Consider the following 25,631-nt stretch of genomic DNA (forward strand, 5'->3'; position numbering starts at 1 on the left):
GGCCCCGCGTCGTTCAGCACGAGGCGCCCGCACCCACTACGTCGCCGAGCCGCCGTGAAGATTCCTGGTCACGCGAGCCAACGAGACTCTTGACCCCGGCTGGCTCCCTCCAGTGTCGCGTAGCCACCGCCCCTGAACAGGAGACCTGCTCCCGAAAAGAGAGGACCGAGCTCACCGATGCCGAGAATGGGGAGCCCATACAGCCGCGACGCCAGCGTCGTGACTCCCCACCGCTCCCGCTTCGCGCACGCAAGGAACAACGCCAACAGCGCAGCGCCGTTGGCTGCGGCATCCCCCACTCAGAGTCCGCCGCTCACCTCCGGCTGCGGGAGGATCCGGCGGCCGCCCCGCCCACCTGGTTCCGGCGCCGGGGCAGGGGTGCCCGCCGGGACCGCGCGGTCCCGGCCCCACGCCCTGATGTCCTCGATCTGTTCAGGGTTGGTCCGGCTCAGCGGCATCGTGTTGGCGAAGGTGTCCCTGACGAACGCCGGAGTCACCGCCGCCTCGCCCCGGATGTGCCGCATGGCGCCGACGTCGTGCAGGGCCGATTCGAGGTCGGCGCCGGCAAAGCCTTCCGACATCGACACCAAGGCGTCGAGTAGATCCTGCGGCGGGGCGACCTTCACATAGCGCTGGTAGTACATGGCGATGATCTCCCGCCGGTCCGCCTCATCCGGCAGGTCGACGAAGAACAGCTCGTCGAAGCGGCCCTTGCGGAACAGCTCCGGGGGCAGACTGCGCACGTCGTTGGCGGTGGCCACGACGAAGGACCGTGAGTCGCTCTCCTGCAGCCAGAACAGGAACTGCCCCACCAGCCGCCGGTTGACTCCGGTGGAGTCGTTCTGCCCGGCCAGCCCCTTCTCGATCTCGTCGATCCACAGGACGCAGGGGGAGATCCGGTCCACGGTCTCCAGCGCGTCCTTGAGTCTGCCCTCGGACTCGCCGACGTACTTGCCCAGGATCGAGGCGAGGTCCAGCCGGTACAGCGGCAGCTGCCACTCCGCGGAGATGGCCTTGGCGGAGAGCGACTTCCCGCATCCCGGCACGCCCACCAGCAGCACGCCGCGCGGGGGACGCAGACCGGTGCCACGCAGATCCGACTCCAGGAGCTCCCGCTTGTTCCGCAGCCAGGCCCGCAGGGTGGCCAGACCGCCGATCTGCCGGTCGGCCTCCTTGACCTGGACGCGCTCCAGCCCGGCCAGATCGCCGAAGATCCGGTCCTTGGCGCGGGCCAGCAGATGGATGTCCTCCCGTTTCACCGAGCCCTTCGCCACGATGGTGGCGAGCAGGTTCACGGCCTCCGCCTCGGTTACGCCCACCAGGAACTCTGCGGCCCGCCGGGTGTCCTGTTCGGTCCATTCGATCGGCACGACGCCGTGATGGTCGCCCAGGAAGCTCGTGATCTGTGTGTACATCTCCTCCGCGTCGGGGAGGTCCAGCCGCAAGGTCATGCCCAGCCGCAGCAGTCCCGTCCAGATGGGCGTGTCCGTGATCAGCATCAGGCAGCCGGAGTTGCTGTCGGCGAGCCGCGCCAGCTCGGAGAGGTGGCGCGTGAAGGGACTGTCGGCGCTGAGGTCGTCGGGGTCCACGAAGACGACCGTGGCCTGGGCCCGGCCGGTGAACTGAGCCGCTGCGAACTCCATCGCGCCGGTCAGGGAGCGGTCCTCGTTGACCGGCGCGTTGGTCCGCAGATCGCGCAGTCCGGTGGCCCGGGTGTACACCCAGAAGGGCAGACCGGCACGGGCCGGGCTGCCTGCGGCCTCCCTGACCAGCCTCATTGCTCGCGGCTGCTCGATGGTGCGCAGGCCTACGACCGGGATACGGGCCGCGATGTAGCTGTCCAGATCACGGCGGGCCTCGGCGAAGAGGGGCATGGAGACCTTCTGTCGGTCGTGTGGTTCCAGTGGGAGAGGCGAACGGGTGCCTCGGGGTGGCGTCAGTCGGTGATGACCCGGCGGCGGGGACGGGCCGCCGGGTCCAGCCGCCAGGGGTCGGGATCGGGCCCGGCGGCGGGGGGCGGACCGTCGAGTGCGGCGACGAGGGAGCTGTCCCGTACGGCGCGCAGACGCGCCTCGATCAAGCGCGGGTCGGCGCCATCTCTCCGCATGTCCTCCACCTGTTGCTCCAGGGAGTGCTGGGCGTCGCGGATCTGCTCGTCGATCGCGTCCCGGAGCCGGTCGCGGAGGTCTGCGGGCAGGCCTGGGTGCCCTGCCATGGCCCGGATCTCCCCCAGTCCGGCGCGGGCCTGGACGAGGGCGCGGCCGACCGAGAACTCGTCGGAGGCCTCGGTCATCGCGGCGGTCAGCAGTCGGCTCCAGCGTTTCAGCTGCCGGTCGAGGGCCTGCCGGATCCGCTCGACCAGTCGGGTCCAGGTATCGGCGGCGAAATCGGCCGGTGCGAGCCCGGGCAGCGTCAGGTCCACCGGCACCCGCTCGTCCGCCCAGGCGTCGAGGTGGTCGGCCCAGGCGCGATAGGGGCCTCCCGAGGTCCACAGCACCGGCTCAGCCGTTCCCGCCCCGGCGGACCACGATCTCCCCGGGCGGGAGCGGCTCCCAGTCAGGCAGGCCTTCCACGATCCGACGCAGCCGCGCGGTCGCCGCTTCCTCGGCGGCGGTCGACTGCCGGGCCCATCTGAGGGCCTCCGGCCGGCTCTCGTCCTGCTGGCTGCTGCTCATGACGTCTCTCCTGTCGGGTTCCCGGCCGGACGTACGACACGGGCCTCGAAGGGGGAGTTCCCCTCACCCGCACCGGCCAGGCTGTCGATCATCTCCCGTACGGCCGACTCCTCGGCGTCGGCGCTTCGGAACCGGGCTTCGTAGTCGACGAGTTCGGCTCCAGCCGCGCGCAGTTGAAGCAGCGAGTCCGCCTTCGACCGGTCCAGCACGCTCTGCGCGTACCGCTGCCGCTCCAAAGCCCCGCGGCGGCCATGCGCGATCACCAGCGCCCAGATCCCGCCCGCCAGCAGGGTGATGATCAGGCCCGCGCCCGGGTGGATGCCCATGGAGACGATCAGCAGGATCAGCAGCACCACGGCCGGGGGAACCACCACGGTGCGCCATGCGGGCACGAGGCCGGCGACGAACGGGCGCACATGGTTGTCCCAGTGGTCGCTCAGCGACCGTTCCAGCTGTTCCATGGGGGTGGTGAACGCGCCGGTCCAGCGCGGCAGTCCGAAGGTCTGCGCCCCGAGATTGTGGCTGGACACGAAGACGGCCTCGACAGTGGTGGGGATGTGCCACCGGTAGTCCCGGCTGAACTCGGCGTGCGCCTGGCGGAACCAGCTGTGGCAGGCGCCGACGGCCAGCCGCTGGGTGGCCGCGGAGACACCGATGGCGGCCGGGTTGAGGGCGGCGGCCGACTGGACGGTCAGGTAGTCGAGCTTCTCCTCCAGCGAGGTGGCGTCGGCGTCCGCCGCCGTGCGGGCCGCCGAGGTGTCGCCGTCGTGCGCGAGGACGGCCTCGTTGTAAGCCAGGTCCCGGCGCAGGGGAAGTTCCTCGTTGTCGTACTCGGACACCAGCCGGTCGAGGATGTCGTCCACCAGGTCCTCCACCCGGTGGGTGACCCGTATCTCCTGGCCCATCAACCGGGTGTACTTCTCCAGCAGCGCCCGGTGCGCCTCGGCCGCGCCGAGTACGGACTCCAGCGCGGGCCACTGCGGTGACACGGCGGCCAGCATCGGGAAGTCCGCCTTCGCGGACTTCGCCCGGTGCCCCTCGACCTCGGCGCGCCAGCGCTGAACCTGGACCGTGACGGCCTGGTCGCCCTCCAGCAGCACCTCCAGCCATTCGTCGAGCACGGTGCGCAGCAGCTCCCGGCCGGCGGGGCCGAAGGCACCCTGGGCGATCGATTCCAGGATGACCGCGAACTCCCGGCCCAGGGCGGTCGGGTCCTGGGCCCGCAGGTAGTGCAGGAGCCAGCGCACGGCGGCGGCCTGCCGGTTCTGGCGGCGCAGGATCAGGGCGAAGAGAAGCGAGGTGCGGCCGGGCGAGCGACGGAAGGCCTCGGTGACGGCCCGTTCGCACAGCTCGCGGTCGTCGGAGGACCAGGCGGCCAGCGCGACGAGGGCGGGAGCCAGCCAGTAGCGGGGGGTCTGGATCATCAGCTCGTCACTGACGGACCGCACCGACTCCTCGGACACCAGGCCGGTGTCGAAGGCCTGGAGGAGACCCACCGTGGTACGGCGCACCACCTTGTGGTGGCCGAAATCGTGCTCGATGCGGTCCTGGATCACACCGATCCTGGTCTCGGCCCGCTGGAGCGCATCGGCGAGTTGCGAGGAGCGGACGAACGCCTGGAAGTCGTCGCGGAGTTTCTGCAGCGAGTCCCGGGTGTCACGTTGCGTCGCGTCCACCCCGGCCACCTGGGAGGAGACCGCCGCCAGGCCCTGGTCGAGCTGGTTCACCAGGTTGGTGAGCTGTGAGACCTGGCTGCGCAGATGGTAGTCGATGTCTGCCATGAAGCCTTCTGCTCCTATTCGTGGGCTTACATGCCGCGGGTGTAGACGACTCCGTCGGGCGGGACCGGGACGAGGGCTCCGCTGGCGTACACCTCGACGAGTGGGTAGGCGCCGGTGCGGATGAGTATCCGAGCTCGCGCGTAGGGCTCGGGGAGCACGTCGCCCGGCGTATAGTGCTGGAGGATGGCCATGGTCAGGTCGAGCCGGTGGTCGACATACGGCGGGCCCAGGCCGCACACGGCGACCCAGCCCACCGGGAAGTCGCCGTACTCGCTCTGGTACTCCTCGCGGATCCACTCGGTCAGCTCGCGCAGCGCCTCGGGGCCCAGGCCGGCGTCCAGCCGGTGGAGCGCTTCGAAGAGTCCGGCGTGGCGGGGCCTGGCCAGTCCGGCGGCCAGTTGCCCTCCGGTGACACTCGGGGCTGTCGCGCTCTCGTTCCGGGCCGCTGTGCGGGTCTCGGCCTCGCGGGCGAACGGGCCCAGAACACGGCGCAGCCGCCGCCCGAATTCCATCCGGTCCCCCCCGTGTACATGCATCAACCCGATCCGGTCATGATGCGTCGTCAATTTACTTAAACCTACGCGCTTCTGAGTCGAAGTCATAGAAACTTGAGCCATCTACGATCACCAATTCCGGGGGAGCGATGAGGACTTGCTGGAACTGCGGCCTGGACGAGGCGCCCGGCTCCGACTCCTGTCCCCACTGCGGCATGCCCGTCCGCATGGCCGCCCCGGATTCCGGCGTCGTCCCGAACTCCTCGGACGCTCCGCTGTTCCCGACTCCCGCCTGCCGCCCGGGCGACGCCGACGCGCCGCTCTTTCCCCCGGTGCCACCGTTGCGGCGCACCCGCCCGGCCCCCGAGGCGGGTGACGAGCGACCGGGCCGGACGGCGCCGCGCCGGATCGTCCACGTCGCGGGAAGCCCCCCGGACGCCCCCGCGCACCGCGGCCCCCTGCCCCCGGCCGCCGGCCCCGCCGGGACCCCGCCACCCGGACGGATGCCGCCGCCGGCGCCACCCGCCACCGCCTCTCCTCCGCCGAACCCGGCGTCCTCCGCCCCGCACTCCCCGCACTCCCCCGCTTCCTCCCGGCAGCGAACCGGCGCGCACCTGGAAGGGCTGGTCGACGGACCCGTGGTCCTCGACACCATGCGCCACCGGCTGTTCGGTGTGGGCGTACTGGTCGCCCTCGGGCTGCTGCACCTCCTGTTCGCGCTGATCCGGCTGATCGCCTCGATGGGCGGGGGCGGGTCGTTCGCGACGGTGCTGGACGAACTCCTCTTCTTCCTGGTGTTCCTCGCCGTGACGGGCCTCGGCATCAGCATGATGTTCCGCCCGCCCACCTCCGGCGGAGGACGTGCCGGAGGCGGGATCTTCTCGCTAGCGCTCTCCCTGGTCCGCGGCTGCCTCACCCTGATCACCACGGCCCTGCGCCTGGTCGTCACCGGCCTCCTGCAGGGCTTCAGGAACAGTACCCGGACCGCCCAGTCCGCAGGGCAGGGCGAACTCCACCAGGCCGTACGCCGGTTCCGGATCCGCGACATGGGCGGCGACATCACCGCCTGCACCCTCGTCGGTGAGCTCCTGGGGCCCGAGGTGCGGCAGGGCGACCTGATCCGGGTCAGCCGGCGCGGCCTGCGCACCGGCCACGTCCGGATCCGCCGCGCCGAGGTGCTGGCCGCCCCGGGCGGTCCCGTCTCCAGCGTCGTCACCACCCGCACCGCCCGCCGCTTCCGGCTCGGCGTCTGGGCCGACGGGATTGCCTGGGCGCTCGCCGCCTTGCTCGCCCTGAACCTCTTCGCCCAGGTCACGGCGGTCTTCGCATGACCTGGGCGAAGGCCGGACCCGCCCGCGCACCCTCCGGTCCGCAGGCGTACGGGACCCTGCCACCCCTGCTCGAACAGGTCGCGGCGCTCCTGGAGTCCTCCCGCGAATGGGCCCCCGACGAACAGGCCCTCGCGGCGGCGGAGCAGTTGCTCTCGCGCGGGCCCGGCCCCGGTGCGCCGGCGGCCCCGCTCCACGAGCTCGGCGTCACCCCCGACCGGTTCAGCTGGCTCTGCCTGCGCGAGGCGGCCGCCGACCAGGAACCCCGGCTCGCCGCCGCCCGGGCCACGGCCGCATGGAGCTCCCTCGCCGCCCTCCGCCGGCCCGCGGCCCTGATCGTCGGCTCCGACGAGACCGGCCGCGCGGGGGTGGCCATCGGACTGGACACAGGCGCGAACACCGGGCCGGACGGCATCCGCCAGTGGCTCTCCGACCAGGCCCCGGACCTGATCTGGGAGCCGGGCACCCCGCCCGGATGGTCGGTGGTCGCGGATCCGGCGCACACCGAGGAGGCCCTCGTCTGCCGGTCCCGGTCCGCCGACCCCCCGGCGGGCGGAGGCCTCGCCGAGGACCAGCGGCTGCCCCATCTCACTGGGCTGCTCGGACTCCCCCTGGCCGGCTGGTGCGTGGTCCTGACCCTGCTGCCCCTGGACACCCGCGAACTGACCGCGGCCGGCGATCGGCTGGCGCATCTGCGGGCCCAGGCGGCCCGCCGGGTCACGGTCTCCGAAGGGATCACCGAACACCGCCAGAACTCCGTGGTCGACCCCCGTGCCGAAGCCGTCACCGCCACGCTCGGCGCCTGGCAGGCCCTCGTCGACGACTGCCTGCGCACCGGCGGCTGGAGCGTCGGCGTCCACGTTTGCGCCCGGACCCCCGAGACGGCTGCCGTGGTCCGGTCCGCGTTCTGCCGCGCCCTGCGGGCAGAGACCGCCGCGGCGCCCGAGGGACGCGCCCAGGACTGGGACACCGCCCGGTGCCGGGCCGGGGCCGCACCCGCGGTGGGCTGGCTCAGCTCCCGCGATCTCGGCTCCCTGCTCGTACCGCCCGCCGACGCCGTGGGGGACCTCCAGGTCAGACGCGCCCTGCCGGCCGGGCGGCGCTCCTCCCGGCCCTGGCGCGCCCTCGACCTCGGCCACTGGCTCGGCACGGACCTGCCCGCCCAGATCGACGTCGACGACCTCGCCGGACACGCCTTCGTCGCGGGCATCACCGGATCCGGGAAGAGCACCACCACCAGCAGCCTGCTGCTCCAGCTGTGGAACGAGCACCGGGTGCCCTTCCTGGTGATCGACCCCGCCAAGGGCGACTACGCGCGGCTCTCCGGCGCTCTGGAGGGCGGCCTCACCGTCGTCTCCGGGGCCGAACTGCGGATGAACGTACTCGCGCCCTGGCCCGGACAGCCCGCCGACCGGCACATCGCCCAGGTCGGCACCGCTTTCCGCGCCGCGTTCGGCATGCCCGTACCGATACCGTACGTGGCCGCGCTGATCCTGGAGGAGCTGGCCGCCGACGCGGCCGCCGGCTCCGAGGTCACCCTGCACGACGCCGCCGCCCGGCTCGACTCCCTCGTCGCCGAACTCCGCTACCAGGGCGAGGTGGAGAGCAACATCCGGGCCTCGCTGGGGCTGCGCCTGCGGCTGCTCCTCCAGCCCGGACGCGCGGAACGGGTGGCGGGCAGCGGCCCGCCGAGCTGGCTGACCGAGCGGCCCACCCTGGTACGGCTGAGCGACCTGGGCGACGAGGAGGAACGGGCCTTCCTCGCCGCCCTGCTGGTCCTCTACATCTCCGACGCGGCCCGGTCCCGGGGGGAGTCGGCCCGTGTGACCCACGTGACGGTCATCGAGGAGGCCCACCGCCTGATGCCGGAGCCGCGCCCGACCGGCGCCGAGGACGGCGACGCGGCCGGCGTGGCCTCCCGTCTGATGACCCAACTGCTGGCGGAGGTGCGTGCGTACGGCGAGGCGCTGGTCGTTGTGGACCAGAGCCCGGCCGCCGTGGCCCGCGAGGTGCTGCGCAACACCAACCTCAAACTCGCCCACCGGATCGTCGACACCGACGACCAGCGGTCGCTGGGCGGCGCCCTCGGCCTGTCCGACACGGAGACCTCGATGCTCGGCTCGCTGACCGTGGGGCGCTGCCTGCTGTCCTCGCGCGAGCTGGTCCGCCCCCAGTCCGTCCAGGTCATCGCCCCCGACCTGACCCCGCGCAGCCCGGGGGGACCGCCCGCGCCGACGCCACAGCCATACGGGGCCCGCTGCCACCGCCCCGAGGACGCCCTGCACCACCATGTCAGTGAGGGGGCGGGAGCGCAGGCGGAACTCGCCGTGGCCCTGTGGACGGCCGCGGCCGGGGGTGCGGACGTGGTGGATCTGGTGCGCCCCCTCACCGCGGCACACGCCGGCAGCCGGACCAGCTGCCTGGTCGGGACGGGGATCCGCCGCCACGTCCGTACCCTGCGCCGGCTCGGGCAGCTTCCCGGGACGACCGGCCGCGAGTACGAGGCGGCGTTGTGGCACGCGATGGTCACCCGCACCCCGCTACCGCCCCACCCCGCGGCGGAGCCCGCCACGGAACCCGCTGCCCGTCCTTTCCAAGCCTGCGAACGCTGCATGGCCCCCTGCCGGGTACGGGCAGCCGTCGCCACGGGCGCCCTGCCGCTACTGCAACGCGCCCGCACCCTGGCCGCGCGCGCCGGCGGCACCAAGGCCGCGCTGGACGCGACGACCAACGCGATGACGGCCTGCCAGGCAGAGCTCACCGTCCGGCATCCGGCCCACACCGCCAGAGCCGTGGGTTACTGCCTCGGGGTGCACGTGGCGGCGGAGTACGGCTTCGAGTCCGCCCTGCTGACGTACATGAAGACCTAGGCACAGGAGGAGCGATGTCGAGACGATCGGAAGGATCCGGCGCCCGGGAGGCAGACGAATCCGCCGAACCTGACGAGCAGCCGTCCGAGGGAACGGGCGGCCAGGAAGGCTTCGGTCGCCATCTGGCCCTGACCGAAGGACGGGACCAGCCTGACGGGCCCGAGACCGGCGAGCCAAGGCTGACGTTCGACGAGCGGGTCAAAGCGTTCCACCAAAAGGCACTTGGTCGCGAGTCCACGCTGCGCGAGGAAATGAAACAAGTCGTCGTGGCCGCCGGTGGGATCCCAGGCCACGAGGAGGAACGGCCCAAGAAGAGCCGGGACAGCCGCACCGGGCAGGAGAGACTGGAGGACTGGCACCGTGTCCACTTGGTCGGTCTCGAACACGCCGTGAAGGACGTGGACTCGCTCCGCCCCAAGTTCTCCCGTCACGAGGCCGTCAAGGAGAGCGGCGTGGATGTGACGGCCCGCATCGGCGTGGACGTGACGGCCCGCATCAAGGACGTCCTCCGCTACACCATCCAGCTCCCCGACGACCAGTACTCGGCCGGCGCGTGGAAGGCCATCGACGCTCTGATCGCAAGGGGACACGAACAGCTGGAGGTGAAGAACTCCTGGGACGACAAGGTGTACAGGGGCGTGAACACCTCCTGGCGGGACCACGCGTCAGAACTGAACTTCGAGGTCCAGTTCCACACCCCGTTCAGCTTCCGTGCCAAGCAGGCGACCCACCCCATCTACCAGAAGCAGCGAAAACTCGACCCCACGAAAGAGGAGGAGATGGACGAAATATGGGACCTCCAGAACAAGCAAGCGACGTATACCCGCTCCGCGACAGCTCCGCCGGGTGCCGAGACGATTGTCAGCCAGAAGGAACGCGAACAGGGCTACGGACAGGGCCAAGACCCTGAAGGAAGGGAAGCCATGAGTGGTGAGGGCGGCGGCGAAGGCGGCGGCGAAGGCGGGGAGGCCTCGCCCGACGTCGGTATCGAGGCTGCGGAGACGGCAGAGAACACTTACACGCACGAGGTGCCTGTGGACGACCCGGACGCCTTCCGGAACTACGTGGAAGCGCCGGACCCCGCTCTGTACGAGGCCAACGCCACTCCGGAGACCCGTGAGGAAGAGGAGGCGAGGCTGCGCCGGGAGTCGGCGGCCGCGGCCCGGGGGCTCCTGCCCGTCCAGTTGGCCGTGCGTGCCCGCGAGGCCGGCACCGGCGACGAGGGGCAGCCTGATGCGCCTCGGTAGGAACGGGGTCGTGAACAGGGCAACCCCCGGGACCGCAACCAGAAGGAGGGAACGTCATGAGTGGTGAGGGCGCAGAGGACAGGCGCGAAGGTGGGGAGGCTCCGTCCGACGAGGCCATCGAGGCGGAGACGGCGAAGAACACTTACACGCACGAGGTGCCGGCGGACGACCCGGACGCCTTCCGAAACTACGTGGAAGCGCCCGTGAAGCCTGAGCCTCCGAAGAACGACGACACGGGGCGCGAGCTGGCGCTGACACCGTATCGGTCGGAGTCGGACCCCGGCCCGAATCCGGAACGGTCGGAGCCGGACCCCGGCCCGAATGAGGCCGACGCCGCTGCGGAGATCCACGAGGCAGAGGTGAGGGACCGTGAGGCCGAGCTGGAGAGGGGGCGCCGGCGCGGGCCTGCCGCCGCGCTTGGGCTCGGACCCGCCCTGCGGGTCCGCAGCCCTGCGGCCGGCACCCGCGGGGCGCGGCAGCCCGATGCGCCTCAGCAGGACATGGGCCGCGAGCGGGGCCCCGAGCAGGGCCCGGGCTTGGGAAAGGGCCTCGGCAAGTGAGCGCTGCCTGATCGCCCCGAACCCGCCGCACCGGGGCCGGGCCCGGTGCGGCGTCCAGGTTCAAAGACCGGTGACGTCAGCCGTTGACAGCCGGGATGACGTCGGACCCGTAGGCGTCGATCACGGCCTCCCGGGCGTCGTGCATGGCGTAGACGGCGAACTGGTCGACGCCGAGGGCCTGCAGGGCGCGGAGCTTCTCGATGTGGGCCTCGGTGGTGCCCAGGAGGCAGAAGCGGTCGACGATCTCGTCCGGGACGAAGTCGGCGGAGGGGTTCCCGGCCCGGCCGTGGTGGCTGTAGTCGTAGCCCTGGCGGGACTTGACGTACTCGGTGAGTTCCTCCGGGACCATCGAGGAGTGCTCCCCGTAACGGGAGACCAGGTCGGCCACGTGGTTGCCGACCATCCCGCCGAACCACCGGCACTGGTCCCGGGCGTGAGCCAGGGCCTGCGCCGAGTCGTCGGCCGTGACGTACGCCGGGGCCGCCACGCAGATGGTGATCGAGTCGGGATCGCGACCGGCCTCCACAGCAGCCTGACGGACCGCCTTGACCATCCACTCGGTGAGGTAAAGGTCGGCGAGCTGCAGGATGAACCCGTCCGCCTTCTGCCCCGCCAAGGCCAAGGCCTTCGGCCCGTACGCCGCCATCCACACGGGCAGCTTCCCGTCCCGGATCCACGGAATCTGCAGCGGCTTCCCGTCGACCTCGGCCTCACGCCCCTCCGCAAGGTCACGGATGACGTCGATGGCCTCGCCGAGGCGGGCCAGGGTGTTCGGCGCCCGGCCGGCGACCCGCATCGCCGAGTCGCCGCGGCCGATCCCGCAGACGGTGCGGTTGCCGTACATGTCGTTGAGGGTGGCGAAGGTGGAGGCCGTCACCTCCCAGGTGCGGGTACCGGGGTTCGTCACCATGGGTCCGACGTGGAGCTTCTGGGTGTTGGCCAGGATCTGGCTGTAGATAACGAACGGCTCCTGCCACAGCACGGCGGAGTCGAAGGTCCAGCCGTAGCGGAAGCCATTGCGCTCCGCGCGCTTCATAAGGCTCACGACCTGGGAGGCCGGCGGGTCGGTTTGCAGGACGAGGCCGAAGTCCATGCATGGCTCCTTGCTGCTGCTGTGTGCGGGCGTGCGGCTTTACAGGTACTGACAGGTGGAGCGGTGAACGAACGCCCCGTGACCGGCCCGCCCGGTGTAATCCCGGCGGTCGATGACCACCTCGCCGCGCGAGAGCACGGTGTCGACGCGTCCGGTGATCCGCTTGCCCTCGTACGCCGAGTAGTCCACGTTCATGTGGTGCGTCTCGGCGGAGATGACCTGCTCGGCATGCGGATCGTAGAGAACGATGTCGGCGTCGGACCCCGGCGCGATCGTGCCCTTCTGCGGATAGAGACCGAACATCCGGGCCGGGCTCGCGCACGCGATCTCGATCCACCGACGCCGGCTGATGTGCCCGTCCACGACAGCCTGGTGGAGGAGGTCCATACGGTTCTCCACCCCCGGCAGCCCATTCGGGATCTTCGAGAAGTCCCCGCGGCCCAGCTCCTTCTGACCGCGGAAACAGAACGGACAGTGGTCGGTGGAAACCACCTGGAGGTCGTTCGTCCGCAGGCCCCGCCACAGCGCCGCCTGGTGCTCGCGCGGACGGAGGGGGGTGGAGCAGACGTATTTGGCGCCCTGGAAGTCCGGCTCGGCCAGGTTTTCCGTGGAGAGGAACAGGTACTGCGGACAGGTCTCGCCGAAGACCGGCAGACCCTTATCCCGGGCCAGGGCCAGCTCCGCCACCGCCTCCTCCGCCGAGACGTGCACGACGTAGAGGGGCGCGCCCGCGACCCGGGCGAGCTGGATGGCCCGGTGGGTGGCCTCCGCCTCCAGGAGGACCTTGCGGACCTCGCCGTGGTGGCGCGGGTCGGTCTCTCCACGGGCCAGGGCCTGTTCCACGAGCACGTCGATCGCGATGCCGTTCTCCGCGTGCATCATGATCAGCCCGCCGTTACCGGAGGCCCGCTGCATCGCCCGCAGGATCTGCCCGTCATCCGAATAAAACACGCCCGGATATGCCATAAACAATTTGAACGAACTTACGCCTTCCTCGACGAGTCCATCCATTTCCTTCAGGGAGTGCTCATTGACGTCGGACACGATCATATGGAATGCGTAGTCGATCGCACATTGCCCGTCAGCCTTCGCGTACCAGGCGTCCAAGCCCTCTCGGAGGGAATGCCCGGGCGTCTGCACCGCGAAGTCGACGATCGTCGTCGTCCCGCCCCAGGCCGCGGCTCGGGTTCCGGTCTCGAACGTGTCCGACGCGAAGGTGCCACCGAATGGCAGCTCCATATGCGTGTGCGCATCGACCCCGCCCGGGATCACGTACTTCCGCGAGGCGTCGATCACCCGGTCAGCGGGCCACTGCTGGCTGCCCGCTGTCGCCATCGCCACGACACGGCCGTCCTCGATCAGAACATCCGCATGCAACTCGTCGGAAGCCGTAATTACAAGGCCACCGGTAATGAGAGTTCTAGTCATACCCGAGAATCCCCTTCGCCTTGCAATTCCGAACCAAGAGGGGCGCCGACCGGAACACCGCAAGGAATGCGATGGTCCGGTCGGCGGCACAAGCCGTTGCGACGCCGGCAGCCCACGCCGCCGGGCCCCGCGTCGTTCAGCACGAGGCGCCCGCACCCACTACGTCGCCGAGCCGCCGTGAAGATTCCTGGTCACGCGAGCCAATGAAACTCTTGAAGGAGGTGACCCCCTCCCCCACCAGGTGGTCCATTTCCTTCAGGGTCCGCTCGTTGACGTCCGAGAGGATCATGTGGAAGGCGTAGTCGACGGCGCACTTGCCGTCGGCCTTGTCGTACCAGGTGTCCAGGCCCTCGCGCAGGGCGTGGCCCGGCGTCTGCACGGCGAAGTCCACGATGGTGGTGGTGCCGCCCCAGGCGGCGGCCCGGGTGCCGGTCTCGAAGGTGTCCGAGGCCGCCGTGCCGCCGAAGGGCAGCTCCATGTGGGTGTGGGCGTCGACCCCGCCGGGGATGACGTACTTCCCGCTCGCGTCGATCGTCCGGTCGGCCGTCCAGGTCTCGGCGGCCGCCGTGCCGTGTGCCGCGAGGGCGGCGACCCGGCCGTCCTCGATCAGGACGTCGGCGTGGAGCTCGTCGGATGCGGTGATGACGAGCCCGCCGCGGATGAGGGTGCGGTTGCTGCTCATGTACGTCTCCCCCGGTGCTAGTTGAGGCTGCGGAGGGCCTCGGCGAGGATCTCGGCGCCCTCTTCCGCCTCGGCGACGGTGAGGGAGAGCGGCGGCGCGATGCGCAGCACGCTGGTGTTGTGGCCGCCGCCCTTGCCGAGCAGCAGGCCGCCGGCCCGGGCGGCCTCCAGTACGGCGGCGGCCGCGTCCGGGTCGGCCTGGTCGGTGCCGGGTTTCGTCAGCTCCAGGCCGGCCATCAGGCCCCGGCCGCGCACCTCCCGTACGGCGGGCACGGTCGCGGCGATGGCCCGCAGCCGCTCCAGCAGCAGGCCGCCGACGCGGCGGGCGTTGCCCTGGAGGTCGTGTTCGAGGAGGTAGGCGAGGTTGGCGACGCCGGCGGCCATGGTGACCGGGGAACCGCCGAAGGTGGAGATGGAGTTGGAGTCGAGGCAGTTCATCACCTCGGCGCGGGCCACGACTCCGCCGATGGACATGCCGTTGCCGATGCCCTTGGCGAAGGTGAGGATGTCCGGCGGGCCGTTCTGGGCGTGGGCCTGCCAGCCCCAGAAGTGTTCGCCGGTACGGCCCCAGCCGGTCTGCACCTCGTCGCTGATCCAGAGGATGCCGTGCCGGTCGAGGACCTTGCGGAAGGACCCGTAGAGCCCGTCGGGCGGCGAGGTGAACCCGCCCACGCCCTGCACCGGTTCGGCGATGAGCGCGGCGACCCCGCCGCGCGCCTGGCCGAGCACGTCTTCCAGGTCGGCGACGGACGCGGCGGTGAAGGCGGTGTCGTCGAGGTGGGCGAAGGGGCCGCGGGTGCGGACCGCGCCGTGGACGTAGTACGTCTGGAGCGGCGAGAGACTGGTCGGGGACCAGCCCCGGTTGCCGGTGATCGAGACGGTGGAGAAGGACCGGCCGTGGTAGCTGTTGCGCATCGCCAGGATCTGGTTGGAGCGGCGGTACGTCGTCGCGAGCAGCAGGGCGGTGTCGTTGGCCTCGGTGCCGGAGGTCGTGAAGAAGACCCGGGCGTCGGGGATGCCGGACAACGCCGAGACCCGCTCGGCCAGTTCGATCATCGGGCGGTTGAGGTACAGGGTGGAGGAGTGGATGATCCGCGCGGCCTGTTCGGAGACGGCCTTGGTGACCTCGGGCAGGGCGTGGGCGGTCATCGTGGTGAGGATGCCGCCGAAGAAGTCCAGGTAGCGGTTGCCGTCCGCGTCCCAGACGTGGCGGCCCTCGCCGTGGGTGAGTTCGAGGGGGCGGTCGTAGTAGAGCGCGAGCCAGTCGGGCAGGACGGAGCGGTGCCGGCTGTGCAGGGGGATCGGGTCGGTCACGGCTGTACGAGTCCTCCGTAGGCGTCGGGGCGGCGGTCGCGGTAGAAGGCCCACTGGTCGCGGACCTCCTTGATGAGGTCGAAGTCGAGGTCGCGGACGAGGAGTTCCTCTTCCTTGTCGCTGGCGACCTCCCCGACGAACTGACCGCGCGGGTCGACGAAGTAGCTGGTGCCGTAGAAGTCGTTGTCCCCGTACTCCTCCTGGCCGACGCGGTTGATGGCGGCGACGAAGTACTCGTTGGCCACGGCGGAGGCGGGCTGCTCCAGCTGCCACAGGTACCCGGACAGGCCGCGGGAGGTGGCGGACGGGTTGTAGACCAACTGGGCTCCGTTTAGGCCCAGTTCGCGCCAGCCTTCCGGGAAGTGCCGGTCGTAGCAGATGTAGACGCCGATCCGGCCGACCGCGGTGTCGAAGACGGGGAAGCCGAGGTTGCCCGGGCGGAAATAGTACTTCTCCCAGAAGCCCCTGACCTGGGGGATGTGGTGCTTGCGGTACTTGCCGAGGTAGCTGCCGTCGGCGTCGATGACCGCGGCGGTGTTGTAGTAGAAGCCCTCGGACTCCAGCTCGAAGACCGGTACGACGATCACCATGCCGGTCTCGCGGGCGAGGGCCTGCATGCGCTGGACGGTGGGGCCGTCGGGGACGGCCTCGGCCCAGCGGTAGTGCTCGGGCTCCTGGACCTGGCAGAAGTAGGGGGCGTTGAAGACTTCCTGGAAGCCGATGATCTGCGCACCCTGGGCGGCGGCCCGGCGGGCGTGCTCCTCGTGTTTGGCGATCATCGACTCGGTGTCTCCGGTCCAGGTGGCCTGGACGAGTGCGGCGCGGACGACTTGGGCCATGAGCTGCTCCTCGCGACGGGGTACGCCGGCTTCTACGCACGTAGAGGGTGTACGACGGCTGCGCGTAGGGAGTTGAAGGTAGGCCTCGGCCAGGCCCGGGGCAAGACCGCCTTGCGCGGTTGGAGTAGTCGATCAGCAAACGCAGGAGTTACGTCGACACGTGGTCGTTTCCGGTCAGGCGACGGGCAGATTCGCGACTCGAAGTGCGTGCAACAGGTCACGGTGATGAGCCCCCGAGAGGGCTTCGGCGGCGCGGAGCAGCCGGGGCGCGAACCACCGGGGGTCCCGGCGGGCGAGCCGGGCCGACTCCTCGGCGGTGCGGACCCGGACGAAGGCGGCGAGCAGCGCGTCGGCCTCCTGGGTGTGGCCGGCCGCCCCCAGCACGAGGGCGGTCTCGGCGATCTCCGCCGCCGGGCGGGCGGCGCCCTGGCGCAGCAGGGCGTCACGGTCGGCCGGCCCGAGCGCGGCGGCGGCCGCGGCGAACCGCACGGGCGGCAGCGAGGCCGCCTCCCAGAGCAGGGTGGCCCAGTCGGCGGCCAGACCGGCCCGCCGCAGCTCCTCCCCCAGCAGGACCAGCCGCTCGGCGGGGCCTGCGGCGGCCTCACAGAGCAGCACGTGCGCCTCGCCGCTCCGTCCCTGCCCGCGCAGGGCCACGAGCCCCTCCACGAAGCCACCGGAAGCACCGGCCGAAGGGGCGGACGCGCCGTGCGGGGACCCTCCGGGGGTGGAGCCGGGTGCGGAGCCGGGCCACTGGGCGGAGTCTGCGGGCGGGCCGCCGGCGCGGTCCTGGTCGGGCCACGGGGTGGGCTCGCCCTGCGGGTGGGGCCGGGGCCCCGGGTCGGCGGCGGGGGTGTACCCCGTGCTCCAGGCCGGGGTACCGGGCGGGCGTCCACCCTGGCCCGCCGAGCCGGAACCCCCACCCGGCCGGCCGGAGGCCGGACTCCAGGCCGCCTCGGCCGCCGCCCGGCTCCCCGGGTGGCCACCCGCGGGCCCGGCCCCGGGCTGCCCGCCCGTACGCCCGGCCCCGGGGTACCCGCCCGCCGGGCCGGACGCGACGTAGTCGCCGGCCGGTCCGGACCCGGCGTAGTCGCCGGCCGGTCCGGACCCGGCGTAGTCGCCCGTCCCCCCGGACCCGACGTAGTCGCCCGCGCCGCCGGACCCGGGATGCCGGTCCGCCGGGCCGGACGCGACGTAGTCGCCCGTACTCCCGGATCCGGCGTACTCACCCGAGCGCCCGGACCCGCCGTACCCGCCCGCACCCCCGGACCCGACGTAGTCGCCCCGGCCCGAAGCGGTGGGGGCCTGCTCGGGGCCCTGTGCTGCGGAGTTCGCGCGGGTGGGCTCGTGCCGGGTTCCGTGGGGCGGGTCCGCCTGTCCGGCGGCGCCTGTCGGAGCGTCCTGGTCCGGCGTCGGAGCCCCCGCCGGGGCGGGCTCGGCCGCTGGGCGGGCGGGACGCCCGAAGCGGGCGCCGCGCAGGGGTGTGGCGGATGACGGCTGCCCCGGGGGCATGGTGACGGCCTGGTCTTCGGGCGTCGCCGCGCCCGCGTACCGGGCTCCGCCGCTGCGCCGCCCACTGCGCAGCCACCGCCCCTCGGCCCGCCGGACCGGCTCCTCCACGCCCTCCGGCGCCGGGTGGCCCGACGTCGGGGCCGACGTCGGATCAGAGGGCGCGCCCGCCAGCCGGTCCGGTGCCGCGGCCGCCGCCCGGCCCGGCGCAACGCTCGATGCCGCGTCCGGCATCGGGCCCGACGCCCAGTCCGGCGCCGCCGAAACCCCGCCCGGCGTCGTGGCCGGAGCCGTGCCCCGCGCATCCGCCGGTCCCCCGGCCCACGCCGTGTCCGGGGACCCCGTCCGCATTCCCTCCCGCGGACCCGGCCACGCCCCGGCAGGCACCGCGCCCGGTGACGTCGCCGCACGCTGCGCGGGCACGCCGTTCAGGGGGTCCTGCTGCGTCGGCGACGGGCGGCCGGCGCCCGGGGCCACCGCCTCCAGGCGGGCCGTCAGGTCCTCGTGGCGGGCCGTTGCGCGGGCGTCGTCGTCCCGGGTCCAGGAGAGTTCCCGGGCCAGGGCCTGCGCCTGCGCCGGGTCCGCTGTTTCCGCCAGCCGTGCCGACAGCACGCGCAGGGCCGCCCGGGCCCGGGCCCGCTGCTCGGCGGCCGAAGCGATCAGTGTGTGCAACTCCTCGACCCCGCCCGGCAGCCGGTCCCAGACGCCGACGGCCGCGGCCCGCAGTCCGGCCGCGTACTGCGTCTCCCGGACGAGCGCCCCGGGGGCCGATGATGCCGCCAAGTCCCCGAGCAGTGACTCCAGTACGTCCCACGGAGGCATCGCGGCTCCGTCCAGACAGGCCCGCATCCCCTCCGGGTCCCGCCGCAGGAACTCCCCGTACCAACCTGTCCCGGGATCCAGTCGCTGCGTCAATCCCCGCATGTACCCGGAGAGTTGGCCGATCACCTGCGAAGTCGCGGTCTCCATCCCCGCATTGGACCCCACCCGTGTTACGGGCGGGCTACAGGAGTCTCAAAGCTTGACGGCGGGCGGGGCAAGCGTGACCGCGATCGCGGTGTGCGGCCGCCCGCGCCGGACGATGGCGGCCGGCACGTCCAGCATCCAGAACTGCCAGGTGTACTTGCGCCCCATGAGCTTCCGCACCCGCTTCAGCCCCGCCTCGTCCAGCAGCCGCGCCTCGCCCTCGGCCACCGCGGCCCCGTCGGCCACCCGTCCGCGTACGTCGCAGGCCACGGCGGTGACGCGCCCGTTGTTGCGGATCCGCTTCACCTTCCACGCGTCGTTGCGCGTCCACACGTACAACTCGCCGCCGTCCGCCACCGCCCACACCGGCGTGGCGACCGCCGTGCCGTCCTTGCGGAAGGTGGTGAGACTGACGTACCTCGCTCGGCCCAGTTCCTCGATCGTCATGCGCACGACCCTACGCGGCCCGCCGAAGCGGCCCTCAACGAGAGGTCGCGGCCCGCTCCAGCAGGCTCCGCAGCACGCTCTGTTCCTCCGGGGCGAGCCCGGACACCGGCGAGTCCACGGAGAGGAGGTCGAGGAGCCGGGCACGCAGGGCGGTGCCCCCGGGCGTGAGGACGAGCTGCTTGGCGCGGCGGTCGGTGGGGTGCGGGTGCCGCTCGATCAGGCCCTGCTTCTCCAGCTTGTCGACGACGAAGGTGGCGTTGGAGGGTTCGCAGCTCATGCGCTCGGCGAGGTCCCGCATGGTCATCGGACCGCTCATCTCGCGCAGCGCGGTCGCCTGGGAGGCGGTGAGGCCCAGGGTGGTGGCGCGCTCCCGCACGTGCTCGGCGATCCGGTGGGCCAGTCCGTCCACCAGCCCGCACAGCTGGCGCTCGGCGATGGCCTGGAGCTCGGGAGGCGTGGTCATGGCGCCAGTTTAGCAAATGGCTCAAGCCGGAATATTTACAACTTGAATGATTCAAACTTGATGCTTATGGTTGGCCTCGCCACCCCGGCGGACCGGCCGGCGGCGGCCTGACGACCATTCACAAGGGAGCCCCCATGCCCGACTTGAAGACGGCGCACGACGAACGACTGCACCGGCCCGCGGGTATCCGCTCGCTGTGGCTGGGCGACACGAAGGTCTCCTACGTCCCGGACGGCGACGTACGGCTCCGCCCGCTGCCGCTGCTCCCGGACACCACCGACGAGGTGTGGACCGCCCACCCCGAATACCTGGATGCCGCGGGCCACCTCGTGGCGAGCGTCGGCGCCCTGCTGGTGGAGCACGGCGGCCGGGCGCTGCTGATCGACGCGGGCTTCGGCCCGCAGACGCTCAGCTCCCCGGAAGGCCCCGTCGGCGTGATCCACGGAGGCGCGCTCCCCGACGGTCTGGCCGCCCTCGGCCGCGCCCCCGGGGACATCGAAGCGGTGGCGTTCACCCACCTCCACTCCGACCACATCGGCTGGGCCGTCCACCCGTCCCCCGCCGACGGGCTGCCCCTCTTCCCCCGCGCCGAGTACCTGATCGCCAAGCCCGAGTGGGACCGCCTCGACCTCCTGGCGGCCGAGGGCACGACCGAGCGGGTCGCCGCCCTCGCGCCGCGCGTGCGCACCCTTGACGACGGGCAGGAGATCTTCCCCGGGGTGCGGGTGCGGATCGCCCCCGGCCACACCGTCGGGCACGCCGAGTACGTCATCACCGGGGGCGGCCGGCGCCTGATCGCCTTCGGCGACGCCGTGCACTCGCCGATCCAGATCGACCACCCCGACTGGTCCTCGGCCTTCGACCACGACCTCGCCCGGACGGCCGTCCACCGCCACCGGCTGGTCGAAGAACTGGCGGAGCCGGACACCATCGGCTTCGGCGTCCACTTCGCCGACGTGGTCTTCGGGCACGTCCGCCAGGACGGCAACGGCCCGGCCTGGCACCCCGTGGACGCCTGAGAACCTGAAAGCGGCGTGGAATCAACAGAGTTGGCGTACCCGCCGTCGGCCCACACCCGACCGATCGTGCGGAAGCCAGCGGCGAGCCGGGCCAGGACGGCGCGGCCTCCGGCCCGGTCCTGCACGGACGCGGCCCGCGTGCACAATGGCCCGCAACGCCGACGTCCGACCGGTCCTCTGCCGTGCTGCCGCACGCCCGGGCATGCGGGCTTCAGACGAACACCAGGGCGGCCAGGCCGAAGTAGATGCCACCGGTCAGGCGGGACAGACCGCGGTCGCGGCGCGGGGCTCCGCGGAGTCGACCGGTGAGTGCGGCGCCGACGAGTGCGTAGCAGAGGTCGAGGGTGAGGGCGACGGTCAGGAAGACCGCGCCGAGTAGGAGCATATGGGTCCGGGTCTCCGCCGGGGTCAGGCCGGTGGTCAGGAATTGCGGCAGGAAGGCCAGGAAGAAGAGGACGACCTTGGGGTTGAGCAGGTTGACGAGGACGCCGTCGAGATAGAGCCGGAGCAGTCGGCGTCGCGGGGAACGGCCGACGGCTTCGGCGGAGTCGTCGGCGTCGGCGTCGGCGTCGGCAGTAGAGGGCGGGCGGCGGCGCAGCGCGCGTATGCCCAGGTAGGCGAGGTAGCCGGCGCCCGTATAGCGAAGGACGGCGAAGGCGAGTGGGTGGCCCTCGATGAGCGTCGCCAGTCCGCAGACGGCGGCGATGACGTGGAGGAGCGTGCCGGTCTCCACGCCGAGGGCCGAAACGATGCCGGCCCTCCGTCCGTCCCGCACGCTGCGCGTGATGATGTAGATCAGGTTGGGTCCGGGCACGGCCACCAGGATCAGGGAGGCGAGGACGAAGGCGGCGAGTGAGGTCATCCGCGTTCCGAGAGGGGTGAAATGGGTGAGCTGGGTGTCATGCCGTTAGCCTCTCCTCGCGGCGGCTCGTGCTCCCGTGCCAATGGAGGAGAAAGTGGACCGGAATCGCCAGACGCCCGAGCTGGACGAGCTGATCGACCTGCTGGGCGACTGGAGTTCGGGCGAGGGGCCGCTGTACCGGCTCCTCACTGACGCGGTCAGCCGGGCCATCCGGTCCGGGGACCTGCGCACCGGGGACCGCCTCCCGTCCGAGCGTCGGCTCGCCGACGCCCTCTCGGTCAGCCGGGCGACGGTTGTCTCCGCGTACGAAGCACTGCGCGGGTCGGGCCTGGCCGAGACCCGGCGGGGCAGCGGCACGCAGGTATCGGGAGGGGCGGCAGCACACTGGGTTCCGGTGGACGGGCGGGTACGCGGCGGACAGGCCACCGCAGTGGTCCAACGGCTGATCACACCACCGCCGGACCTCATCTCGCTGGGGTGCGCGGCCGAGGCCGGCGGTCCGGACCTGGCCCAAGCGCTGCTCCACCTGGTCCGCGAGGACCTGCCCGGGCTGATCAGTGACGCGGGCTACCACCCGGCCGGGCTCCCCGCGCTGCGAGCTGCGATCGCCGCCCACCACACCGCTCACGGCCTGCCGACCGTGCCCGACCAGGTCGTGGTGACCACGGGTGCCACGCAGGCCGTCGCCCTGAGCGCCCAGCTGTACCTCGGGCGCGGGTCCACCGCCCTCGTGGAATCCCCCGGGTGGCCGGGATGCCTGGACGTCCTCAGGGCGGCCGGCTCCCGGCTCGTCGGCGTCCCGCTCGACTCCGACGGGGTCCGGATCGACCGGCTCGCCACCGCGCTCGCCGAACACCGGCCCGCGCTGCTCTACCTCATGCCGACCTACCACAACCCCACCGGCACCCTGATGTCCACCGGACGTCGTCGCCGGGTGGCCGAGCTCGCCGCCGAACACGGCGTCACCATCCTGGAGGACAGCGCCCACGCGGCGGGGCTCGCCCCCGGCCAGGCTCCGCCGCCGATCGCGGCAGCCCCCGCCGGGGCAACCGTGCTGACGGTGGGTTCGCTGGCAAAGGCCGTTTGGGGCGGCCTCCGGATCGGATGGATCCGCGCGCCACAGGACACGGTGGCCCGCCTGGCCCGGCTCAAAGCACTCAACGACCTCGGCAGCCCGCTCCTCGACCAGGCCCTCGCCGCCCGGCTCCTCCCCGCACTCCCGGCCCTCGCGCCCGAACGGGCCCGCATCCTCCGCGAGCGGCTCGCCACCATCACCCGGCTGCTTGCCGAGCAGCTTCCGAACTGGCGCTGGCAGGCACCGCAGGGCGGCTCCGTTCTGTGGGTCCAACTGCCCGCGGGCACGGACGCCCGGCTCTACGCACGGGTGGCACTGCGCCACGGCGCGGAGGTCATCCCCGGCGCCACGATGGACCCGACAGGAGCCCACGACGACTACATCCGCATCCCCTACTCCTTCGCCCCGGAGACCGTGGCAGCACTGGTCGACCGCCTCTCGGCAGCCTGGGCCGCACTGTCTCGGAGCAGTGGCCACCCCCTTGCCGCACCAGTCGGCAGGGACGACAGGCAGCGGTAAACAAGAACGGCCGCGCCTCAGGCGGCCGGCACCGCCTCCCCGTGGGTGAGGGTCTCCCACGCCACGAACAGGTCGTCCGTCCCGGCCGGCCGCGTCTTCTCGACCAGCTCGCGGGTGTACGGGAGTTTCGCGCCCGTCCGCACCGCGTAGTGCTGGAGCGCCACTTCGAGGTCGGGGCCCATCGTGCGCTCCAGCCTGCCGCCGCACAGCCACCCGGGGGCCTCTTCCCCGAGCTGGTACTTCGCGTGGAACTCCAGTGCCGCCTTGAGCCGCTCGCCCTGCTCCCCGTACAGGTCGACGCCCTGGTGCCAGGCCGTCTCCGCGATGTGCGCGGAGGCCGCGAGCGCGTAGCCGACGTGCATGAGGTTGCGGCAGGTCTCCTGGGCGATGCCGTCGACGTACGTGCCCTGGCCGAACCAGTACGAGGCGACCTTGTCCGGCGAGTCGATGCCCGTGCGCGGCGGGGCCAGCGGGTGCGCGCCGTCCCGCTTGAGGTAGAAGTACGCCGGGACGCGCTCCCGGAACCGCTCCAGGGACTCCCGGAAGACGTCCCGGTCCTCCAGGAAGACGGAGATGCCGAGGGCGGCGTCGATCATGGCCAGCTCCCAGTTGCCGTTGTACGCCGGCACCTGCGCGCGGACGGCCGGGAGGTAGGCGGTGCGCAGCATCTCCTTGAAGCGGTCGACGCGCCCGGCCCCCCAGTGCGGGTAGTCGGCGTGGACGATCTCGGCGGCGCGCGCCCAGGTGGAACCGGACCAGGCGGCCTGGAGGCCGGCGTTGTCCTCGGCGTGACGCTTCATCACGGCCGACCAGCCGTCCATGATCTCCACGGCCTTGCGCGCGTGGGAGGCCTTGCCGTTCACCGACCAGAGCAGGGCGTGGGTGTACGCGGCGATCGCGTCCTGCCGTTCGTCGAGGCAGGACTGCGGCCCCGAGTTGAAGGGGCAGGGCACCACGTCCTCCGGGTGCGCCCGGTAGTCGAGGGAGGCGTAGCGGCTCTTCAGGAGCGCCCGGTACGCGGAGTTCCACGGCTCCTTGCCGGCCGCGACCATCTGCTTCGCGTGCTGGAGCCGGGTGTGGCTGACGACGACGCCCGGGTGACGGAAGACCACGTCGCCCGGGTCCCCGGCGTGGGCCCGGCCCTCGGGGGCGGCGCACGCCGCGAGCAGCAGGCCGCCCGCGAGGAGGGCGCCCACGAGTCCGAGGCCGAGTCGCTTGGATGTGGATGCGTTCATGTCTGACACGCCATCACGCTTGCCCCGCGCCCCGGCCCTCTCACCGCCGATTGGGCCGTTCGGCCCGCCGGGCCCGCCCTAACGGCACGCCGAAGGGCGGGCCCGTCGGCCGAACGGCCGCGACCCGCCCGCTCCCCCGGACCTCACACGGGCACGAGGGCGCAGCGCCGCATCACTTCGTCCAGGGACAGCCCCAGGGCCCCGGCGAGGGCGGCGACGGTGAAGAAGGCCGGGGTCGGGGCCCGGCCGGTCTCGATCTTGCGGAGGGTCTCGGCGGAGAGTCCGGCGCTGGCCGCGACCTCGACCATGCTGCGGCCACCGCGGGCCGTGCGCAACAGGGCGCCCAGCCGCTCGCCGCGCTCGCGCTCTTCGGGGGTGAGGGGGGTTCGGACCATGACCTCATCCTACCCCGGAGCCCAATAAGTATCCCGTTACAGTTATACCGGTATAGTTATTGGCATGGTGGAACTCAAGACAGAACGATCGATCGACCAGATGCGCGCCGCCGGCCGCGTCGTCGCACACGCCCTCGCCGCCGTCCGGGACCGGGCCGCCGTGGGGGTCTCCCTCCTGGAGCTCGACCTGGTCGCGCGCGAGGTGCTCCGTGAGGCCGGCGCGAGCTCGCCCTTCCTCGGCTACCGGCCGCGGTTCGCGCCGGTCCCCTTCCCTGCCGTCATCTGCGCCTCGGTCAACGACGCGATCGTGCACGGCATCCCGGACGATTACCGGCTGCGCGACGGCGACCTCGTCAGCATCGACTGCGGCGCGAAGCTGGGCGGCTGGGTCGGCGACGCCGCCGTCAGCTTCACCGTGGGCCGGGCCCGCCCCGACGACCTGCGGCTCATCGCGACCTCCGAGGCGGCCCTCGCGGCGGGCATCGCCGCCGCCCGGCCCGGCAACCGCGTCGGCGACATCGCCCACGCCATCGGCAGCGTCTGCCGCGCCGCCGGGTACGGCATCCCCGACGGCTTCGGCGGCCACGGCGTCGGACGCTCCATGCACGAGGAGCCGGGCGTCCCCAACGAAGGACCGGCCGGGCAGGGTACGAAGCTGCGCGCCGGCATGGTGATCGCGATCGAGCCCATGCTGATCGCCGGAGGTACGGACGACTACGCCTGCGACGCCGACGGCTGGACCCTGCGGACCGTCGACGGCAGCCGCGCCGCGCACTCCGAGCACACGGTCGCGATCACCGCCGCCGGTCCGAGGATCCTCACCGCCCTGTAGGC

At 72.2% G+C, this 25,631-nt stretch carries 22 protein-coding genes and 1 pseudogene; 7 read left to right on the forward strand and 16 right to left on the reverse strand.

Annotation, left to right across the window (positions count from 1 at the left end; translation table 11 throughout):
• Positions 1-299: 299 nt before the first annotated feature.
• From ACODT5_RS10535 to ACODT5_RS10555, 5 genes are all read right to left on the reverse strand, one after another.
• Positions 300-1,874: an AAA family ATPase gene (locus tag ACODT5_RS10535; protein ID WP_422518910.1), complete on the reverse strand. Its 1,575-nt coding sequence runs from the start codon at positions 1,872-1,874 to the stop codon at positions 300-302.
• A gap of 62 nt (positions 1,875-1,936) precedes the next feature.
• Positions 1,937-2,497: a hypothetical protein gene (locus ACODT5_RS10540; protein ID WP_422518911.1), complete on the reverse strand. Its 561-nt coding sequence runs from the start codon at positions 2,495-2,497 to the stop codon at positions 1,937-1,939.
• Positions 2,498-2,501: 4 nt separating this feature from the next.
• Positions 2,502-2,675: a hypothetical protein gene (locus ACODT5_RS10545; protein WP_422518912.1), complete on the reverse strand. Its 174-nt coding sequence runs from the start codon at positions 2,673-2,675 to the stop codon at positions 2,502-2,504.
• The gene (locus tag ACODT5_RS10550; RefSeq protein WP_422518913.1) at positions 2,672-4,456 is read right to left on the reverse strand and encodes a hypothetical protein; all 1,785 of its coding nucleotides are present in this window, start codon (positions 4,454-4,456) and stop codon (positions 2,672-2,674) included. Before ACODT5_RS10550 ends, ACODT5_RS10545 begins: the two co-directional genes overlap by 4 nt.
• Before the next feature lie 26 nt (positions 4,457-4,482).
• The gene (locus ACODT5_RS10555; protein ID WP_422518914.1) at positions 4,483-4,968 is read right to left on the reverse strand and encodes a hypothetical protein; all 486 of its coding nucleotides are present in this window, start codon (positions 4,966-4,968) and stop codon (positions 4,483-4,485) included.
• 131 nt (positions 4,969-5,099) lie between these two features.
• On the opposite strand from ACODT5_RS10555, the gene ACODT5_RS10560 reads away from it, so the two are divergent.
• From ACODT5_RS10560 to ACODT5_RS10575, 4 genes are all read left to right on the forward strand, one after another.
• Complete coding sequence (locus ACODT5_RS10560; protein WP_422518915.1) at positions 5,100-6,281, forward strand: hypothetical protein; 1,182 nt, start codon at positions 5,100-5,102, stop codon at positions 6,279-6,281.
• On the forward strand, positions 6,278-9,148 hold the full coding sequence (locus ACODT5_RS10565; protein WP_422518916.1) for an ATP-binding protein: 2,871 nt from the start codon (positions 6,278-6,280) through the stop codon (positions 9,146-9,148). The genes ACODT5_RS10560 and ACODT5_RS10565 overlap by 4 nt, the downstream gene beginning before the upstream one ends.
• 251 nt (positions 9,149-9,399) lie before the next feature.
• Positions 9,400-10,395, forward strand: coding sequence for a hypothetical protein (locus ACODT5_RS10570; protein WP_422518917.1), 996 nt, complete (start codon positions 9,400-9,402; stop codon positions 10,393-10,395).
• A 56-nt stretch (positions 10,396-10,451) separates the two neighbouring features.
• Positions 10,452-10,955 (forward strand): hypothetical protein, encoded by a 504-nt coding sequence (locus ACODT5_RS10575; RefSeq protein WP_422518918.1) that lies wholly within the window; start codon positions 10,452-10,454, stop codon positions 10,953-10,955.
• Between the two features lie 76 nt (positions 10,956-11,031).
• On the opposite strand, the gene ACODT5_RS10580 is transcribed toward ACODT5_RS10575, so the two are convergent.
• The 8 genes and pseudogenes from ACODT5_RS10580 to ACODT5_RS10615 all read right to left on the reverse strand — a co-directional run bounded on the left by ACODT5_RS10580 (position 11,032) and on the right by ACODT5_RS10615 (position 19,692).
• Positions 11,032-12,048, reverse strand: a complete 1,017-nt coding sequence (locus ACODT5_RS10580; RefSeq protein WP_422518919.1) for a TIGR03842 family LLM class F420-dependent oxidoreductase — start codon at positions 12,046-12,048, stop codon at positions 11,032-11,034.
• Positions 12,049-12,087: 39 nt separating this feature from the next.
• Positions 12,088-13,476, reverse strand: coding sequence for a dihydropyrimidinase (hydA, locus tag ACODT5_RS10585; protein WP_422518920.1), 1,389 nt, complete (start codon positions 13,474-13,476; stop codon positions 12,088-12,090).
• Positions 13,477-13,678: 202 nt separating this feature from the next.
• A pseudogene (locus ACODT5_RS10590) lies at positions 13,679-14,158 on the reverse strand (amidohydrolase family protein); the annotation flags it as partial.
• A 17-nt stretch (positions 14,159-14,175) separates the two neighbouring features.
• On the reverse strand, positions 14,176-15,471 hold the full coding sequence (locus ACODT5_RS10595; protein WP_422518921.1) for an aspartate aminotransferase family protein: 1,296 nt from the start codon (positions 15,469-15,471) through the stop codon (positions 14,176-14,178).
• Positions 15,468-16,310 (reverse strand): nitrilase-related carbon-nitrogen hydrolase, encoded by an 843-nt coding sequence (locus ACODT5_RS10600; protein WP_389687673.1) that lies wholly within the window; start codon positions 16,308-16,310, stop codon positions 15,468-15,470. Before ACODT5_RS10600 ends, ACODT5_RS10595 begins: the two co-directional genes overlap by 4 nt.
• Before the next feature lie 174 nt (positions 16,311-16,484).
• Positions 16,485-18,785 (reverse strand): hypothetical protein, encoded by a 2,301-nt coding sequence (locus ACODT5_RS10605; protein ID WP_422518922.1) that lies wholly within the window; start codon positions 18,783-18,785, stop codon positions 16,485-16,487.
• A 45-nt stretch (positions 18,786-18,830) separates the two neighbouring features.
• A complete protein-coding gene (locus ACODT5_RS10610) occupies positions 18,831-19,229 on the reverse strand; it encodes a PPOX class F420-dependent oxidoreductase (protein WP_422518923.1) in 399 nt (132 codons plus the stop codon).
• Between the two features lie 34 nt (positions 19,230-19,263).
• Positions 19,264-19,692 carry a MarR family winged helix-turn-helix transcriptional regulator gene (locus ACODT5_RS10615; protein WP_422518924.1) on the reverse strand — a complete coding sequence of 143 codons (429 nt, stop codon included), beginning with the start codon at positions 19,690-19,692 and terminating at the stop codon, positions 19,264-19,266.
• Positions 19,693-19,826: 134 nt separating this feature from the next.
• Between ACODT5_RS10615 and ACODT5_RS10620 the strand changes: the two genes are divergently transcribed.
• Entirely contained in the window at positions 19,827-20,711 is an 885-nt protein-coding gene (locus ACODT5_RS10620; RefSeq protein WP_422518925.1) for an MBL fold metallo-hydrolase, read from the forward strand.
• 211 nt (positions 20,712-20,922) lie between these two features.
• Here the strand turns inward: ACODT5_RS10620 and ACODT5_RS10625 are convergent, their stop codons facing one another.
• On the reverse strand, positions 20,923-21,573 hold the full coding sequence (locus tag ACODT5_RS10625; RefSeq protein WP_422518926.1) for a LysE family translocator: 651 nt from the start codon (positions 21,571-21,573) through the stop codon (positions 20,923-20,925).
• Between the two features lie 94 nt (positions 21,574-21,667).
• On the opposite strand from ACODT5_RS10625, the gene ACODT5_RS10630 reads away from it, so the two are divergent.
• Entirely contained in the window at positions 21,668-23,167 is a 1,500-nt protein-coding gene (locus ACODT5_RS10630; protein WP_422518927.1) for an aminotransferase-like domain-containing protein, read from the forward strand.
• Positions 23,168-23,184: 17 nt separating this feature from the next.
• Here ACODT5_RS10630 and ACODT5_RS10635 read toward each other — a convergent pair whose 3' ends face one another.
• The gene (locus ACODT5_RS10635) at positions 23,185-24,402 is read right to left on the reverse strand and encodes an alginate lyase family protein (protein ID WP_422518928.1); all 1,218 of its coding nucleotides are present in this window, start codon (positions 24,400-24,402) and stop codon (positions 23,185-23,187) included.
• A gap of 143 nt (positions 24,403-24,545) precedes the next feature.
• Positions 24,546-24,797, reverse strand: a complete 252-nt coding sequence (locus tag ACODT5_RS10640) for a helix-turn-helix domain-containing protein (protein ID WP_243339177.1) — start codon at positions 24,795-24,797, stop codon at positions 24,546-24,548.
• 64 nt (positions 24,798-24,861) lie between these two features.
• On the opposite strand from ACODT5_RS10640, the gene map reads away from it, so the two are divergent.
• Positions 24,862-25,629 (forward strand): type I methionyl aminopeptidase, encoded by a 768-nt coding sequence (gene map / locus ACODT5_RS10645; RefSeq protein ID WP_422518929.1) that lies wholly within the window; start codon positions 24,862-24,864, stop codon positions 25,627-25,629.
• Positions 25,630-25,631: the final 2 nt, after the last annotated feature.

It is taken from the genome of Streptomyces tatrensis (assembly GCF_049310065.1).
Classification (GTDB): Bacteria; Actinomycetota; Actinomycetes; order Streptomycetales; family Streptomycetaceae; genus Streptomyces.